Source organism: Cupriavidus sp. YAF13, assembly GCF_052113425.1.
Lineage (GTDB): Bacteria > Pseudomonadota > Gammaproteobacteria > Burkholderiales > Burkholderiaceae > Cupriavidus.
Genome location: NZ_JBFRDD010000001.1, coordinates 295,490 through 312,477 on the forward strand (window position 1 = coordinate 295,490; position 16,988 = coordinate 312,477).

A 16,988-nucleotide genomic window follows, 5' to 3' on the forward strand; every position below is an offset into this window, starting at 1 on the left:
AAGGCCTTGGCGGCGCGCCGCGCCGGCTTGTCCCTGGCTATCCCCAGCCGTCCGCGACCGGCCCCGGTCGCGCCGCGGTGATTTTCCGATACCGAATACTGAACGGTTGCCCAAGCGGCAGCCCTAACCGTTTTCCCATGAGTAATCTGCCCGTCACTTCCACCGATTCGGCCCCGGCCGACCCGCATGCCTTCAAATCCACCTTGTCCATCCTGCTGGGTGCCTCGGTCTGGGGCATCGCCTGGTTCCCCTACCGGGTCCTCGCCGGCTGGGGCCTGGGCGGCATGACGGCAGCCGCGCTGGTGAGCGCCATGGCAGCGCTGATCGCCCTGGTGGCCTTCGCCCGCCACCTGGGCGGCCTGCGCTGGTCGTGGCTGTTCGTGGCGATCGGGCTGGCGGCGGGCGTGACCAACGCCGGCTTTGTATGGGGCAGCGTCAACGGCCATGTGATGCGGGTGTTGCTGCTGTTTTACCTGACGCCGGTATGGACGGCCTTGTTTGCCCGCGTCTTCCTGGGCGAGAAGCTGTCTGCCTCCGGCTTGCTGCTGGTGGTGCTGGCGCTGTTTGGCGCAGGGTTGATGCTATGGACGCCGGAAGTGGGCCTGCCGCTGCCCACACGCGCGGCGGAATGGTCCGGCCTGATCGGCGGCATGGGGTTTGCCGTCAACAACGTGCTGTCGCGCCGGGCCGGGCAGCTTTACCCGCAGATGGATGCGCGCCTGCGCACCGTGATGGTCTACGTGGGTTGCACCGCGGTCGGCCTGCCGTGCGCGCTGTTGCTGGAGCCGGGCGGCGTGGCGCTGTCGCCGGTCATCGGCTGGGCCGGCGCGGCGCTGATGCTGGGTCTTGCCGCCACGCTGGTGCTGAGCAATTCGGTGGTCCAGTACGGACTGCAGCGCCTGCCGGCCAACCGGGTATCGCTGCTGATGCTGTTCGAGATCGTGATCGCGGCGGTGTCGTCGTGGTGGCTGGCGACCGAGACGCTGAGCTGGAAGGAGGCCGCCGGCGGCCTGTGCATCGTGGCGGCTGGCGCCTTGTCGGGGCTGGTGCACCGCACCAAGGCGCGCCGCGGCGACGATGCCGCCGGTGCGGCGGACCAGGCGCTACAGCCGCAATAGCTGGCGCCGCGCCTCAGTAAAGCATCGCCCGCGACACCACCGCCACCAGCGGCTTGCGGATGGCGCGTTCCACGCCGGCATGCAGGTGCAGCGGGCGGAGCAGCATCTTGACCGTCATCTCGATCGGCAGGTTGCGCCGGATCACGGCGCTCACCCGGGAGTTGAGCCTGCGCACGTCCCGCTGCGGAATCTCCTCGGTGCCGCGCTCGATGCGCAGCACGTTGCGCAGCGCGATCTCCGCGTCTTCGTTCTTGATTTCCAGCAAGCGGCGCACCAAGGCCCCCAGTACGCGCAGGCGGCCGAGCCGTTCCACGCCGTTGAAGGTGTTGAAGTAGCGGTAGAAGTGCTTGTAGTGGCGCACCTCGTCGTCAGCGATGCGCCGCGTCAGGTTGCGCAGCACCGGCTCGTCGCTGGCTTGCTCCAGAGAGCGGTAGAGGGCCGCGGTGCCAGTCTCGACTACGCAGCGCGCGGCCATCTCAAGGGCTTTCGTGGGCTCGAAATTGTCGATCGAGCAGGTATGGCGGTATTCGTCGAAGAACCGCGCATAGCCACGCTCCCAGTCGAATTCGGGCCAGACATGCTCCACGTAGCGCCGCAGGGCCATGCCGTGCTGCAGCTCCTCCGCCTCCCAGTGTTCGGACAGCCAGCTGGAGGCCTCGGGATTGGTGGCGTAGTAGTTGGCCAGGTTGCCGGCGTACGTGTCCGAGCCGCTTTCGACAAAGGACGCCGACACCAGCAGGTAGAACAACTCTCGATCGGGCCGGACAAGGGCGGTGTCGATGGCCTGGAAATCGATGTCGCTCAAGGACCATGGTGGCGTTTTAGCCACATTCCCGGCATCTTGGCCGGGTAAGCTGCTGTCTGATATCGCCGGTGAGAAGGCGGTCATGCTGGACACTCCCAGAAGGGTCGCGAAGCCGGGTTCCGTGTTGGCCGGAGGCAGCCATTGCGCCGGAAGCGGGGCGGCAGGTGCAATAGGCCTCAAGGATCACGCTGACAATAAAGAGACTAGCACTAACCCTTGGAAGTTTCCCGCCGGTGCCAAGAGATGCGAGGATTTTCCGTGCAGGGTGGTGTCTTTTGTCGCATGGCAGCATCGCCGCAAGTGTGGGGCGTGAACGGCACAAGGTGTATCGGAAGCGGCCCAAATCCCCAAGGGAAATGGCTTGCGCTTAGCCCGGAAAGCGCCCGGACGCCGAAGGCGCGATGGTATGATTAGCGCCATCTATCGGGCACAAGAGAGAAGGCATGGGGCGCAACCGGCACGCGTCGGCCCCGCTTCTCATTGGAGCCCGGCTCTCCTGAACGCTGCATTACGCTAGATACCCCACGACCAACCGTGCGACTGTCCTCGATCAAGCTGGCGGGCTTCAAGTCCTTCGTCGATCCCACCAATTTTCAAGTGCCCGGCCAACTGGTCGGCATCGTCGGTCCCAACGGCTGCGGCAAATCGAACATCATCGACGCGGTGCGCTGGGTGCTGGGCGAGTCGCGTGCCTCCGAGCTGCGCGGCGAGTCCATGCAGGACGTGATCTTCAATGGCTCCACCGCACGCAAACAGGCTGGCCGCGCCAGCGTCGAACTGGTGTTCGACAACCCTGAGGGGCGCGCTGGCGGGCAATGGAGCCAATACGCCGAGATCGCCGTCAAGCGGGTGCTGACCCGCGACGGCACGTCCTCCTACTACATCAACAACCAGGCCGTGCGCCGCCGCGATATCCAGGACATCTTCCTGGGCACTGGCCTGGGGCCGCGCGCCTACGCCATCATCGGGCAGGGCATGATCTCGCGCATCATCGAGGCCAAGCCCGATGACATGCGGATCTTTCTCGAAGAAGCCGCGGGGGTGTCCAAGTACAAGGAACGCCGCCGCGAAACCGAAAACCGCCTGTCCGACACGCGCGAGAACCTGACCCGCGTGGAAGACATCCTGCGCGAGCTCGGCACCAACCTGGACAAGCTCGAAGGGCAGGCCGAAGTGGCCCAGCGCTTCAAGACCTTGCAGTCCGACGGCGAGGAAAAGCAGCACCTGCTGTGGCTGCTGCGCAAGCGCGAGGCACAGGCCGAGCAGGAGCGGCACACGCGTGCCATCGAGCAGGCACAGATCGACCTGGAGGCGCAAACCGCGCAACTGCGCCACGTCGAGGCCGAGCTCGAGACCATGCGCRCCGCGCATTACGCCGCCTCCGACAATATGCACACCGCGCAGGGCGGCTTGTACGAAGCCAATGCCGAGGTCAGCAAGCTCGAGGCCGAGATCCGCTATGTGGTGGAGTCGCGCAACCGCGTGCAGGCGCAGATCGCAGCACTGACGGCGCAGCGCGAGCAGTGGCAGGGCAAGGCCGAGCAGGCTACCGATGCCCTGGCGCAGGCCGAGGAAGAGCTGGCGGTGGCCGAAGGCCGCACCATCGAAGCCCAGGAGGCCGTCGCGCACAAGACCGATGAGCTGCCCACGCTGGAAGCCCAGTGGCGCGATGCCCAGGTGCTGTCCAACGAGCAGCGCGCCAGCATCATGCAGGCTGAGCAGGCGCTTAAGCTGGAGGCCGCGCAGCAGCGCAGCGCCGACCAGATGCTGCAGCAGCTGGAGCAACGCCGCGAGCGCCTGTCCGGGGAAGAAAAGGGGCTGGACCGCCCCGATGAAACCCGCCTGGAAGAGCAACGCGCCGAGCTGGCCGAGCAGGAAGCCGTGCTGGAAGAAGCGCAGGCCATCCTGGCCGACTCCGCCGACAGCGTGCCGCGCCTGGATAGCGAGCGCCGCAGCGCGCAGGAGCGCGTGCAGCGCGAGGCCGCCGCGATCGGGTCGCTCGAAGCGCGCCTGACCGCGCTAAAGCAGCTGCAGGAAAACGTGCAGACCGAAGGCAAGGTGCAGCCCTGGCTGGCCAAGCACGGCCTGGCCGATCTGCCGCGCCTGTGGAAGAAGCTCCATATCGAGCCGGGCTGGGAGAGCGCGCTGGAATCCGTGCTGCGCGAGAAGCTCGGCGCGCTCGAAGTCTCCAACCTGGACTGGATCAAGTCCTTCCTGTCCGACGCGCCGCCCGCCAAGCTGGCCTTCTACTCGCCGCCACCGGCCGGGCGCCCGCAGGAAACCCCCGCCGGCATGCGTCCGCTGATGGCGCTGGTGCAGATCACCGAGCCCGGCATCCGGGCCGTGATGCAGGACTGGCTGGCCGATATCTACACCGCCACCGACATGGCGTCGGCGCTGGCCCAGCGTGCCACGCTGCCCGAAGGCGCGTCGTTCGTCGTGGCCGAGGGCCATCTGGTGGGCCGCAGCTCGGTCCACCTCTATGCGGCCGATTCCGAGCAGGCCGGCATGCTGGCCCGCGAGCAGGAAATCGAAAACTTGCAAAAGCAGGCGCGCGCCCAGCTGCTGCTGTCCGACGAAGCCAAGAGCCAGGCGGTCCGAGCCGAGGCAGCCTACACCCAGGCCAGCGCCGCGCTCACCGAGGCCCGCGGACGCAGCGAGCAGGCCACGCGCCGCGTGCACGCGCTGCAGATGGATGTGCTCAAGCTGTCGCAGGCCATGGAGCGCTACGCCGCGCGCAGCGGCCAGATCCGCGAGGAACTGGCCGAAATCGCCGCGCAGATCGAAGAGCAGCGCGCCATCCGCGCCGAGTCCGAAGCCAGCTTCGAGCAGCACGACGCCGCGCTGGCGGAGATGCAATCCACGCACGAAGACCACCAGATGGCCTTCGAGGCGCTGGACAGCAAGCTGTCGTCGGCGCGGCACCAGCTGCGCGACTTCGAGCGCGCGGCGCAGGAAGCGCTGTTTGCCGAGCGCAACCTGGCTAACCGCATCGACGAGCTGCGCCGCAATATCCAGACCGCGGGCGACCAGTCGGAGCGTCTCGCCCAGTCGCTGGAAGATGCCCGCGTCGAGCTGGAAACCATCAATGAGCAGACCGCCCACACCGGCCTGCAGGATGCGCTGGAGCGCCGTGCCGAGAAGGAAGAAAAGCTCCAGCTCGCCCGCACCGAGCTCGATGCGCTGTCGGCGCAATTGCGCCAGTACGACGACCAGCGCCTGGCCGCCGAACGTAGCCTGCAGCCGCTGCGCGACCGCATCACCGAGTACCAGTTGAAGGAGCAGGCCGCGCGCCTGAACCAGGAGCAGTTCAGCGAGCAGCTGACGACCGCCGAGGTGGACGAGGCCGCGCTGGCCGGGAAGCTCACGCCCGATCTCAAGCCCTCCTACCTGCAGGGCGAGGTCACGCGCCTGAACAACGCCATCAACGCGCTCGGGCCGGTGAACATGGCCGCGCTGGACGAACTGGCGGCGGCGCGCGAGCGCAAGACTTTCCTCGATGCGCAGTCGGCCGACCTGATCGACGCCATCACCACGCTGGAAGACGCGATCCACAAGATCGACCAGGAAACCCGCGCGATGCTGCAAGGGACCTTCGACCAGGTCAACCTTCACTTCGGCGAGCTGTTCCCGTCGCTGTTCGGTGGCGGGCAAGCCAAGCTGATCATGACCGGCGACGAAATCCTCGACGCCGGCGTGCAGGTGATGGCGCAGCCGCCGGGCAAGAAGAACTCGACCATCCACCTGCTGTCGGGCGGTGAGAAGGCCCTGACGGCCATCGCGCTGGTGTTCGCCATGTTCCAGCTCAACCCGGCGCCGTTCTGCCTGCTGGACGAGGTGGACGCGCCGCTGGACGATGCCAATACGGAGCGCTACGCCAATATGGTGGCGCGCATGTCGGACAAGACCCAGTTCGTCTTCATTTCCCACAATAAAATCGCAATGGAAATGGCACACCAGTTGATTGGCGTGACGATGCAAGAGCAAGGTGTATCGCGTATCGTCGCCGTGGATATGGACGCAGCGCTCTCGATGGCGGAGGCAGCATGACGCTCCAGACCGCCCTGATCGTTGCAGGCATTGTCCTGCTGCTGCTGGTAGTCGCCTACAACCAGTGGCAGATCCGCAAGGCGCGCCGCCCGCGCGCCCTACAGCCCGATGATGACCTGCCGCCGATGCGCGAGCCGGTGGTGAGCCCGGTGGTCAAGCCGGAAGTCAGCGCCAAGCTGCATGAGCCATTGCCCGAGCATCAGGTCGAGCGGCGCGAGCCCACGTTGTCGGCTTCGCCGCTGGACGCCGCCGCCGTGGCGGCTGGCATGGCCGCCAGCTCAGCCGATGCCGACGACGCCCTGGCGGATGAAGTCGCCGTTGCCGCGGCGCCGTCGTCGGCCCATGCACCCAATGCGGCTGCCGGCAAGCCCGGGCATGCCGAGGAGGCGGGAGAGTCTGCCGGGACCGCCGAATCGCACGGCGCTGCGGACCACGAAGAACACGCGGACCACGCGGACCACGGGGAACGCACTGAACAGCAAAAGCCCAAGCAAGAGGCCGCGCCTGCCCAGGCAGCGCAGCCGGAGCCCGTTGCGCTCGATGGCCAGCCCACGCCGGCCGTCATCGATCCGCTGATCGACTGCATCGTGCCGCTGCACCTGGAGCGCAAAAGCTCGGGTGATCGCATCCTGCCGCTCACCGGCCGCCTGCGCCGTGCGGGGACCAAGCAGGTGCACATCGAAGGCCTGCGCAGCGAAGCCAATGCCTGGGAGGCGGTCACAGCCGGCCATCAGTATGAAGACCTGCAGGTGGCGGTGCAGCTTGCCAACCGCGGCGGCGCGCTCAATGCGCTCGAGTTTTCGGAGTTCGTCAATGCGGTGGAAGCGCTGGCGGAAGCGCTCGACGCCTCGGCCGATCTGCCCGACATGACCGAGACGGTCGCCAACGGCCGCGAGCTGGATGCGTTTGCCGCCAGTTGCGATGTGCAGCTTGGCGTCAACGTGATCTCCGACGGCGCGCCGTGGTCGGCAGCCTATGTGCAGACGGTGGCGACCCAGGACGGGCTGGTCCTGTCGCGCGACGGCACTCGCTTCACGCGCTATCAGGCCAACGCCGAGGGCGTGCAGCGGGCGCTGTTCACGCTGCAGTTCGGCGATACCAACTTCCTGCGCGATGACCTCACGGCCAAGGCCGGCCGCCAGATCACGCTGCTGCTCGATGTGCCGTCCGCGACGCAGGCGACCAAGCCGTTCAAGACCGTGTGCGAGTACGGCTACAGCCTGGCGCAGCGCATGGGCGCGCAACTGGTCGACGACAACATGCGGCCGTTGAGCGAATCGTCCTTCGTCGCCATCTTCGGCCAGCTTCAAACACTCTACGACAAGCTGGAAGCCCGCGGCATGCCCGCGGGCTCGCCGGTGACGCTACGTTTGTTCAGTCTCTGATACGCCAGTTCGGCATCGACGATAACGACGACAACGGATTCAGTCCTTCAGCATGAGCACCAAACCAGAAGGTGCGGCGGCGCAAGCCCCCGCGCCTATCAGCGATTCTCCCGCCGCGCGCGCCGACTGGCTGCGCGCCGAGCTGGAGCGCCACAACTATCAGTACTACGTCCTCGATGCGCCTTCGGTGCCCGATGCCGAGTACGACGCGCTGTTCCGCGAATTGCAGGACATCGAGGCCAAGCATCCCGAATTGCTGACACCTGAGTCGCCCACGCAACGCGTGGGCGGCCAGCCGCTGTCGGCCTTCGATACGGTGCGCCACGCCATCCCGATGCTGTCGCTCAACAACGGCTTCGAGGATGAGGATGTGCTGGCCTTCGACCGCCGTTGCGCACAGGGGCTGGGGCGTGCCGCCCCCGCCGAGGGCACGGCCGACCTGTTCAGCGCCGCCGAAGCGGTGGAGTATGCCTGCGAGCTGAAGTTCGATGGCCTGGCCATGTCCTTGCGCTACGAGGCCGGCCGGCTGGTGCAGGCCGCCACCCGCGGCGACGGCGAGACCGGCGAGGACGTGACCGTCAACGTGCGCACCATCAAGGCGATTCCGCTGCGCTTGCGCGGGGAGGCTGAGGCCTTGCCGGCGGTGCTGGAAGTGCGCGGGGAAGTCTTCATGTATCGCCGCGAGTTCGACAAGCTCAATGCGCGGCAGGCCGAGGCCGGGGAGAAGACCTTCGTCAATCCGCGCAATGCTGCCGCCGGCAGCCTGCGCCAGCTGGATCCGCGCATCACCGCCAAGCGCCCGTTGTCGTTCTTTGCCTACGGGCTGGGCGAACTGCAAGGCGTGCCGCGTCCCGAGACGCACAGCGCCATGCTCGACTGGTTCGCCGGGCTCGGCATGCCAGTCTGCGCGGAGCGCGAAGTCGTGCGGGGCGCGGACGGTTTGCTGAGCTTCTATCGCGGAGTGGGCGAGCGGCGCGCGGCGTTGCCTTACGACATCGACGGCGTGGTGTACAAGGTCAACGCGCTGGCCGAGCAGGAGCGCCTTGGCTTCGTGTCGCGCGCGCCGCGCTTCGCGCTGGCGCACAAGTTCCCGGCCCAGGAAATGACCACGGTGGTCGAGGATATCGAGGTGCAGGTTGGCCGCACCGGCGCCATCACGCCGGTGGCGCGGCTGGCGCCGGTGTTCGTTGGCGGCGTGACGGTGACCAATGCCACGCTGCACAACGAGGACGAGATCCGCCGCAAGGACGTGCATATCGGCGATACCGTGATCGTGCGGCGCGCCGGCGACGTGATTCCCGAAGTGGTGGCGGTGGTGCCGGAGCGCCGGCCCGCCGACGCACGCGCCTTCGTCATGCCCACCGCATGCCCGGTGTGCGGATCGCACATCGAGAAGCTGGAAGGCGAGGTGATCGCGCGCTGCACCGGCGGATTGATCTGCGCGGCCCAGCGTAAGCAGGCGCTGCTGCATTTCGCGCAGCGCCGCGCCATGGATATCGAAGGCCTGGGCGACAAAGTGGTCGAGCAGCTGGTCGACATGGCGATCGTGCACACGCCAGCCGATCTCTACAAGCTCGGCGTCGCCAAGCTGGCCGCGCTGGACCGGATGGCCGACAAGTCGGCTACCAACCTGGTGGCGGCCATCGAGGCGTCGCGCGAGACCACGCTCAACCGCTTTATCTTCTCGCTTGGCATCCGCCATGTGGGCGAAGCGACGGCCAAGGACCTGGCCAAGCATTTCGGCAAGCTCGATGGCCTGCTGGCAGCCGACGAGGCCGCCTTGCTGGAGGTCAACGACGTGGGGCCGGTGGTGGCGCAGTCCATCGCCAACTTCCTGGCCGAGCCGCACAATGTGGAAGTCATCGAGCAACTGCGTGCCGCCGGCGTGCAATGGCCGGAAAGCGAGCCGGCGGAGCGCGCTGCGCCCGCGCCGCTGAGCGGCAAGACGTTCGTGCTGACTGGCACGCTGCCCACGCTGTCGCGCGAAGACGCCAAGGAAAAGCTGGAAGCGGCCGGCGCCAAGGTGGCCGGCTCGGTGTCGAAGAAGACCGACTATGTGGTGGCTGGCGCGGAAGCCGGCAGCAAACTGGAAAAAGCCGAGGCGCTCGGCGTGCCCGTGCTGGACGAGGCCGCCTTGCTGGCTTTGCTGGCCGAGCTTAATACCGGAGATCAAGCATGATCCGTGACATTCTCAAGATGGGCGACCCGCGCCTGCTCCAGGTAGCGCGCCCTGTCACGCGCTTCAACACGCCCGAGCTGCGCATCCTGATCGACGATATGTTCGACACCATGGATCACGCCAATGGCGCTGGCCTGGCTGCGCCGCAGATCGGCGTGGACCTGCAGGTGGTGATCTTCGGCTTCGACCGCAATCCGCGCTATCCCGACGCGCCGACCGTGCCCAAGACCGTGCTGATCAATCCCGAGCTGACGCCGCTTGGCGAGGAGCAGGATGAAGCCTGGGAAGGCTGCCTGTCGGTGCCGGGGCTGCGCGGTGTGGTGCCGCGTTTCACGCGCCTGAAGTACACCGGCTTTGACGTGATGGGCGGGCGCATCGAGCGCATTGCCGAGGATTTCCACGCGCGCGTGGTGCAGCATGAATGCGACCACCTGCAGGGCATCCTCTATCCCATGCGGGTGACGGACTTCACGCGCTTCGGCTTTACCGATGTGCTGTTCCCCGAGCTGCCTCCCAATAGTGACGACTGACTGGCGACGACTGACCGGTGACGACTGATCAGCGATTGCCCTGGCGGCGATGGCGTGCCGCGATACGGTGGGTCAGGGCGACCAGCGCCGCGCAGGCGGGATTGTCGTCGCGCTCCCGGTAAGCCAGGGTCAGCGGCGCGCGCAGCTGGTCGGCTTCTTCCATGCGGCGGTAGGCCACGCCGTGCGGGTTGAGCCCGGCCATCGAGGCCGGCACCACGGTCACGCCGGCGCCGGCGGCTACCAGGTTCAGGTTGCTCAGCATGCGCTCGACTTCCGCGCCCACGCGCGGCGTGAAGCCCAGCCGCTCGCACACCTTCAGCAGATCGCCATACATGCCCGGCGCGCCCGGGCGCCGCACCAGGATGAACGCATCGTCTGCCAGCGCGCGCAGCGAGATGGCTTCCTGGGCCGCTGCGTGGGCCGGCGCGCCGCGCTTGCGCAGCAGCGGATGGTCCAGCGGCAGCGCGATCACCATTTCCTCTTCCAGCAGCAACTCGAAACGCAGGCCTTCGGGGCGCCCCACCGGCGCGCGCAGCAGTGCGACATCGATCGTGCCTGCGGTGAGTTGCTCGATCACCTCGGCGGCGTTGTTCTCGCTGAGCTTGAGCGCAATGCCGGGAAAGCGGCGGCGGCAGGCGCGCAGGACCTCGGGCGTCAGCTTGTGCGCGGCTGCCGAGCTGGTGAATCCGACCGATAGCATGCCTTCCTCGCCGCGTGCCATGCGGCGCATGCGCTGGCGCGTCTGGTCCAGGCGCGCGAAGATGTCCAGCGCGTCAGTGCGCAGCGCCTGTCCGGCGGCGGTGAGCGCCACACCGCGCGGCTGGCGCTCGAACAGCATCACGCCCAGCTCCGTCTCGAGCGCCTTCAACTGTTGCGACAGCGGAGGCTGCTGGATGCCCAGCTGCTCGGCGGCGCGCGTGATGTGGCCGGTTTCGGCTACCGCGAGAAAGTAACGAAGGTGTCTCAGTTCCATGGTGTCTTTCCGGGCTGGGCGCGGCAGAAAGCATATCTTTTCGATATGTATTTCCACTGTGGCATATATTTTACATCGAGGTCGCGGCGGCCTAGGATGGTGCGGCTTTACGAACGAAAACACGGGCGCGCGCGCCAGGCGGCGCGCCGCATCGAGCACCGGGAGACAGGATATGAAGACACTTTGCCTTGCACGCTGCGCATCGATCGCCTCGATTGCACTGATTGCGCTAGCCGCGGCGGCCCAGTTTGGCTGCGCCGCCCCGGGCGCGGACAGTGCCGCGAGCGCGAAGCAGGCCGCACCGGCGCCCGGCACGGCGCAGCAAGCTGCAGCGCCCCAATGGCAGCGGGTCAGGCTCGGCACGGGCGCGAGCGCCTACGATTTCCCGGCCTATGCCAACCATCCGCTGGACGCAGACCTGCGCGGCATCCGCGAGGTGATCTTCGTCCAGCACGGGCTGCAGCGTAACGGCGACGACTACTTCGCGGCCGGCGCGGCACTGCTCAAGCAAACCGGGCGCAATCCCGACGAGGTGCTGCTCATCGCGCTGAACTTCCCCGGCACGCCGGATGCGGCCAAGGGCAAGCATTTCGACGGCATGCCGATATGGAGCGTGCAGGGCTGGATGAGCGGGGAGGATGCGGTCAACCCGCCGTTCTCGGTCAGCTCGCTGCAGGTGCTGGACGACCTCGTCAGCATGGTGACCAACAAGGCCCGTTTTCCCGCGGTGACCCGCGTGACCGTGGCCGGCCATTCGGGTGGCGCGCAACTGGTGCATCGCTATGCAGTGCTGAACAATGTCGATGAGCGTATCCGCGCGGGCGGCATCGATCTGCGCTACGTGGTGGCGAATCCTTCGTCGTATCTGTATTTCACGCCGGAGCGCCCACGCGGAACGAGCTTTGCGCCCTATGACACAGCCATTTGCGCGGACTACGACAATTACCGCTACGGCATGCGCGACATGGTGCCCTATGCGCGCGGCGCGAGCGGCGATGCGCTGTTCCGCCGCTATCTCCAGCGCCAGGTGACCTATCTCGTGGGCTCGGAAGATAACGACCCCAACCACCGCGTGCTCGACAAGGCCTGCGGCGCCGAGGCCGAAGGCCCGACCCGGCTGGAGCGCGCGCGTGGCTACCTGCGCTACGCGCGGTACCTTGCCGCATCGATGGGCAGCCAGCGTCCGCCGGTGCGCCACCAGGCGTTCGAGGTGGTTGGCGTCGGCCACAACCAGCACCGGATGCTTGGCTCGCAATGCGGTGCCAAGGCGGTGTTCGGGCTGGCGGAGACGGCCAATGCGGACGGCGCGGCTTGCCGTGCGCCGCAGCTGTGAAGCGATTGGCGCAGGGCAGGGCGCGGGCTTGCGGCATGGCTTGAGACATTGGCCATGCTATGAGCCGGTGGGTACGCGGCTCGGCAGATGCGCGCTGGTGGCCATGGCGGCCGCCAGCTTGCTTTTTGGCCTGGTGCTCAGAACTTCTCGAAGGCGCCGAGGAAGCGCCACTGGCCCACCGGCAGGTCGCCCAGCACGATGCGGCCCATGCGTACGCGCTTCAGGCCCACGACCCGCAGGCCAACCTGCTCGCACATGCGGCGGATCTGGCGCTTCTTGCCCTCGCGCAGGACAAAGCGCAATTGCTCCTCGTTCTGCCAGCTCACCTTGGCCGGCTTGAGCGCTTCGCCATCCAGCGACAGGCCGTGGCGCAGCTTCTCGATCAGTTCCACCGGGAACACGTGCGAGATGTCGCGCTCGACCAGGCCTTCCGGCGAATCCCAGCTCACCCGCACCAGGTATTCTTTCTCGACGGTCGAGTCCTCGCCGATCAGGTGGCGCGCAACGCGGCCGTCCTGGGTCAGCACCAGCAGGCCGGTCGAGTCGATGTCGAGCCGGCCGGCAGGCGCCAGGCTCTTGCGCTGCCACGGGGCAAAGCGCTTGCGGGTGGGGTCCAGCTCCCACTGGTTTTCCGGCGCGAACAGCACGGCGGCAGGCTCGTAGCCATCTTCGGCCTGGCCCGACACGTAACCGACCGGCTTGTGCAGCAGCACGGTCACGCGTTCGCCCTGCTCGGAGCGTGCGGCCTGGTGGATCTCGATATTGGCGTCCGGGCTGATGCGCGAGCCCAGTTCGGTAACGGGCTGCCCGTCGACCAATACCCAGCCGCGCGGAATCCATTCATCGGCTTCGCGGCGCGAGCACAGGCCAAGTTCCGACATCCGCTTGGACAGGCGCACCAGGCCATCGGAGCTAGGCTGGGGCGCGTTCTGCACGGGGGCGGCACGTTCCGTACGTTCCGCACGGGCGCCGCCCTGGTAGTCGCGCTGGCCGGCATCGCCGGAGCGGCGCGGACGGTCATTGTCGCCACCGTGAGCGGGACGGCGAGGGCGGTCGTCGCCCTGGCCCGCAAAGCGGCGCGGCCGGTCCTGGCCTTCGCCAGGGCTGAAGCGGCGCGGACGATCGTTGCCTTCGCCCGGGCCGAAATTGCGCGGACGATCATTGCCTTCACCGGCAAAGCGGCGGGGCCGATCCTGGCCTTCGCCTGGGGCGAAACGACGCGGACGGTCATTGCCTTCGCCAGCAAAGCGGCGAGGCCGATCCTGGCTTTCACCCGGGGTGAAACGGCGCGGCCGGTCCTGGCCTTCGCCGGAGCCAAAGTTGCGCGGGCGGTCGTTGCTGTCGCCGCCAAAGCGGCGGGGCCGATCCTGGCCTTCGCCCGGGGTGAAACGGCGCGGCCGGTCCTGGCCTTCGCCGGAGCCGAAGTTGCGCGGGCGGTCGTTGCTGTCGCCGCCAAAGCGGCGGGGCCGATCCTGGCCTTCGCCAGGGGTAAAACGGCGCGGCCGATCCTGGCCTTCACCCGGGGTGAAACGGCGCGGCCGGTCCTGGCCTTCGCCGGAGCCAAAGTTGCGCGGGCGGTCGTTGCTGTCGCCGCCAAAGCGGCGGGGCCGATCCTGGCCTTCGCCAGGGGTAAAACGGCGCGGCCGATCCTGGCCTTCACCGGAGCCAAAGTTGCGCGGGCGGTCGTTGCTGTCGCCGCCGAAGCGGCGGGGCCGATCCTGGCCTTCGCCCGGTCCAAAGCGACGTGGCCGGTCCTGGCCGTCGCCCGTGCGCGGGCCGCGCGGCGGGCGCTGGCTAGCGTCTTCCGCCTTCTTGCGGCCACCGGCGCGTTCCTGTGCCTGCTTGATGCCGTCGACCACGGCGCGCACGCGTCCGCGGTTCAGGTCGGACACTCGCACCGGCCGGGTGGCGGCGGGTTTGCGGGCATTGCCCTCGGGCGCGGCGGTCTTGATGCCCAGCGTCTTGCGCTTGGGCGAATTGCTATCGGTCATATCTTCTATGTGGGGCGTCCGGCCTAGATGGCCAGCGCCGCCAGCAGGTCCTGTTCAAGCTGTAACTGCAGTTTGTTATCCGAGGCGAGGCGGCTGCCATCGACCAGGAAAACGTCTTCCACCCGCTCGCCGAGCGTATTGATGCGGGCGGTATGCACCGAGGTGCGATGTTTGGCCAGTACGCGGGAAATCGCGTACAGCAGGCCGGTGCGGTCGTTGGCCGACAAGGAAAGCAGGTAGTACTGGCCGCGCTCGTCGGGGCGCAGGTCCACGCGCGGCTTGATCGGGAAGCTGCGCGACTGGCGCGACAGCCGCCCCTGGGCGGGTTCCGGCAGCGTGCCTTGCTGCTGCAGGCGCTCGGCCAGTTCGTGCTCCACCAGCGCGATGATGTCGCGGTAGTTGCCGCTGGCATCGCTGCTGATGCCCGGGTCGGTCACCTGGAACGTATCCAGCGCATAGCCGTGGCGCGTGGTGTGGATCTTGGCTTCCTGGATGGAGAAGCTCTTGCGCTCGAAATAGCCGCAGATGCGCGCGAACACGTCGGGCTGGTCCTTGACGTAGACCGCCACCTGCAGGCCTTCGCCCGCAGGCGACAGGCGTGCCTTGACCACCGGCACCGGGCTGTCCACCTTGTTGTACAGGTGCCGCGTGAGCCAGGCGATGTCGCGTGCGTCGTGGCGCAGGAAGAAGGCCACGTCGAGCTGGGCCCACAATGGCTTGCCCAGTTCCGGGTCGAACGCCTTGAGCCGCAGTTGCGCGATGGTGTCGTCCTTGCGCTGCGCCCACAGCGAGTGCGGGTCCACGCGCGCGCCGCCCAGCACGCGCAGCGTGATGCGGTAGAGGTCTTCCAGCAGCTTGCCCTTCCACGCGTTCCACACCTTGGGGCTGGTGCCGCGGATATCGGCCACGGTCAGCAGGTAGAGCGCGGTCAGGTAGCGTTCGGTGCCGACCACGCGGGCGAAGGCATGGATCACGTCCGCATCGGTCAGGTCTTGCTTTTGCGCGACATGGCTCATGGTCAGGTGATGCTCGACCAGCCAGGCGATCAGGTCGGTATCTTCGCGCTCGATGCCGTGCTGCTTGCAAAAGCGCCGCGCATCCGCCGTGCCGAGCTTGGAGTGATCGCCGCCGCGGCCCTTGGCGATGTCGTGGAACAGCGCCGCCACCCACAGCACCCAGGGGCGGTCGAAGGTGGCCATCAGCTGGCTGCAGAAGGGGAATTCGTGCGTGTGCTCGACGATGGCGAAGCGGCGCATGTTGCGCACCACCATCAGGATGTGCTGGTCCACCGTGTAGACGTGGAACAGGTCGTGCTGCATCTGCCCGACGATGCGGCGGAAGTTGATCAGGTAGCGGCCCAGCACGCTGGTCTGGTTCATCAGGCGCAGCGCGTGGGTGATGCCCTGCGGCTCTTGCACGATGGCGAGGAACAGGCGGCGGTTCACCGGATCGTTGCGCCAGCTCGCGTCCATCACCGTGCGGGCGTTGTACAGGCCGCGCAGCGTGCGTGGCGACAAGCCCTTGACGCCCGGCGTGCGCTCGTACACCAGGAAGGTTTCCAGGATGGCGTGGGGCTCGCGCTCGTAGAGATCGTCGCTGGTGATCTCGAGCATACCCTGGCGTTCCACGAAGCGCTCGTTGATGACGCGCGTCACCTTGGATTCGCTCGGGAACAGCATGGCCTCGATATTGAGCAGCAGCACGATATTGAGCTGCGTGACCGCCTTGGCTGCCCAGTAGTAGCGGCGCATCAGCTGCTCGCTGGCGCGCTTGTTATTGTTCTGGCGGTAGCCGAAGGCCTCGGCCAGCGCGGTCTGCAGGTCGAACACCAGCACGTCCTGGCGGCGCCCGGCCACCAGGTGCAGGCGCGCGCGGATGGTCTTGAGCAGGCGCTCGTTGCGGGCGAGTTCCTGCGCTTCGCGCTCGCTCAGCAGCCCGCGCTCGAACAGTTCCTTCCAGCTGTCGCCCAGCCCGGCGGCCTTGGTCATCCACAGGATCAACTGCAGGTCGCGCAGGCCGCCGGGGCTTTCCTTGCTGTTGGGTTCGAGCGAGTAGGGCGTGTCCTGGTACTTGGCGTGGCGCTGGCGCATTTCCAGCAGCTTGGCCTGGAAGAAGGCGCGCGGGTCCAGGTCGGCCTGGTAGCGCGTCTGCAGCTCGGCAAACAGCTTGCGGTTGCCGGTAAGCAGGCGCGCTTCCAGCAAGGACGTCTGGATGGTCACGTCCTGGTGCGATTCGCGGATGCAATCGTCCACGGTGCGCACGGCGGAGCCGATCTCAAGGCCCAGGTCCCAGCACAGGCCAATGAACTTCTCCAGCCTGGAGGTGGTGTCCTCGTCGGGTTCCGCGGGCAGCAGCAGCAGCACATCCACGTCGGAAAACGGGAACAGCTCGCCGCGCCCATAGCCGCCCACCGCCACCAGCGCGCTGTCGTCCGGCAGGCCCAGGCCGCACCAGGCTTCGACCAGCGCGGCATCGACCGCGCGCCGCAGGCGCGTCAGCAGGTGCCCGACATGGCCGTGCGCGTTGAAGTCCGCGAACACGGCTTGCTTGTCGGCTTTCAGCTGATCGCGAACACGGGTGGCGAGGATGATTTCCGGCGTGGCGTCCATGGCTAGGGCTTGGGG

General features: G+C 67.4%; 10 protein-coding genes. 6 read left to right on the forward strand and 4 right to left on the reverse strand.

Annotated features, from left to right (window positions below; genetic code table 11):
- Nucleotides 1-137 precede the first annotated feature (137 nt).
- A complete protein-coding gene (locus AB4061_RS01670; protein WP_441630315.1) occupies nt 138-1,118 on the forward strand; it encodes a DMT family transporter in 981 nt (326 codons plus the stop codon).
- 13 nt (nt 1,119-1,131) lie between these two features.
- On the opposite strand, the gene AB4061_RS01675 is transcribed toward AB4061_RS01670, so the two are convergent.
- The gene (locus AB4061_RS01675) at nt 1,132-1,923 is read right to left on the reverse strand and encodes a ferritin-like domain-containing protein (RefSeq protein ID WP_441630317.1); all 792 of its coding nucleotides are present in this window, start codon (nt 1,921-1,923) and stop codon (nt 1,132-1,134) included.
- A 534-nt stretch (nt 1,924-2,457) separates the two neighbouring features.
- On the opposite strand from AB4061_RS01675, the gene smc reads away from it, so the two are divergent.
- From smc to def, 4 genes are read left to right on the forward strand one after another with little or no spacing between them, the layout of a single operon-like run.
- Nucleotides 2,458-5,973, forward strand: a complete 3,516-nt coding sequence (smc, locus tag AB4061_RS01680; RefSeq protein WP_441630319.1) for a chromosome segregation protein SMC — start codon at nt 2,458-2,460, stop codon at nt 5,971-5,973.
- Complete coding sequence (locus AB4061_RS01685; RefSeq protein WP_441630321.1) at nt 5,970-7,358, forward strand: cell division protein ZipA C-terminal FtsZ-binding domain-containing protein; 1,389 nt, start codon at nt 5,970-5,972, stop codon at nt 7,356-7,358. Before smc ends, AB4061_RS01685 begins: the two co-directional genes overlap by 4 nt.
- A gap of 52 nt (nt 7,359-7,410) precedes the next feature.
- Nucleotides 7,411-9,537: an NAD-dependent DNA ligase LigA gene (gene ligA, locus AB4061_RS01690; protein ID WP_441630323.1), complete on the forward strand. Its 2,127-nt coding sequence runs from the start codon at nt 7,411-7,413 to the stop codon at nt 9,535-9,537.
- Nucleotides 9,534-10,067, forward strand: a complete 534-nt coding sequence (gene def, locus AB4061_RS01695; protein WP_441630324.1) for a peptide deformylase — start codon at nt 9,534-9,536, stop codon at nt 10,065-10,067. Before ligA ends, def begins: the two co-directional genes overlap by 4 nt.
- A gap of 28 nt (nt 10,068-10,095) precedes the next feature.
- Here the strand turns inward: def and AB4061_RS01700 are convergent, their stop codons facing one another.
- Nucleotides 10,096-11,040 carry a LysR family transcriptional regulator gene (locus AB4061_RS01700; protein ID WP_441630326.1) on the reverse strand — a complete coding sequence of 315 codons (945 nt, stop codon included), beginning with the start codon at nt 11,038-11,040 and terminating at the stop codon, nt 10,096-10,098.
- Between the two features lie 172 nt (nt 11,041-11,212).
- On the opposite strand from AB4061_RS01700, the gene AB4061_RS01705 reads away from it, so the two are divergent.
- Entirely contained in the window at nt 11,213-12,373 is a 1,161-nt protein-coding gene (locus tag AB4061_RS01705; protein WP_441630328.1) for a hypothetical protein, read from the forward strand.
- Nucleotides 12,374-12,510: 137 nt separating this feature from the next.
- On the opposite strand, the gene AB4061_RS01710 is transcribed toward AB4061_RS01705, so the two are convergent.
- Entirely contained in the window at nt 12,511-14,364 is a 1,854-nt protein-coding gene (locus tag AB4061_RS01710; RefSeq protein ID WP_441630330.1) for a pseudouridine synthase, read from the reverse strand.
- Nucleotides 14,365-14,387: 23 nt separating this feature from the next.
- The gene (locus AB4061_RS01715) at nt 14,388-16,973 is read right to left on the reverse strand and encodes a [protein-PII] uridylyltransferase (RefSeq protein WP_441630452.1); all 2,586 of its coding nucleotides are present in this window, start codon (nt 16,971-16,973) and stop codon (nt 14,388-14,390) included.
- Between the last annotated feature and the right edge of the window lie 15 nt (nt 16,974-16,988).

Bases quoted from the DNA above. Each gene is read 5' to 3' on its own strand.
- def (WP_441630324.1), top strand. From the start codon at position 9,534: ATGATCCGTGACATTCTCAAGATGGGCGACCCGCGCCTGCTCCAGGTA.
- AB4061_RS01710 (WP_441630330.1), bottom strand. From the start codon at position 14,364: ATGACCGATAGCAATTCGCCCAAGCGCAAGACGCTGGGCATCAAGACC.
- AB4061_RS01705 (WP_441630328.1), top strand. From the start codon at position 11,213: ATGAAGACACTTTGCCTTGCACGCTGCGCATCGATCGCCTCGATTGCA.
- AB4061_RS01685 (WP_441630321.1), top strand. From the start codon at position 5,970: ATGACGCTCCAGACCGCCCTGATCGTTGCAGGCATTGTCCTGCTGCTG.
- AB4061_RS01670 (WP_441630315.1), top strand. From the start codon at position 138: ATGAGTAATCTGCCCGTCACTTCCACCGATTCGGCCCCGGCCGACCCG.
- AB4061_RS01715 (WP_441630452.1), bottom strand. From the start codon at position 16,973: ATGGACGCCACGCCGGAAATCATCCTCGCCACCCGTGTTCGCGATCAG.
- ligA (WP_441630323.1), top strand. From the start codon at position 7,411: ATGAGCACCAAACCAGAAGGTGCGGCGGCGCAAGCCCCCGCGCCTATC.
- AB4061_RS01700 (WP_441630326.1), bottom strand. From the start codon at position 11,040: ATGGAACTGAGACACCTTCGTTACTTTCTCGCGGTAGCCGAAACCGGC.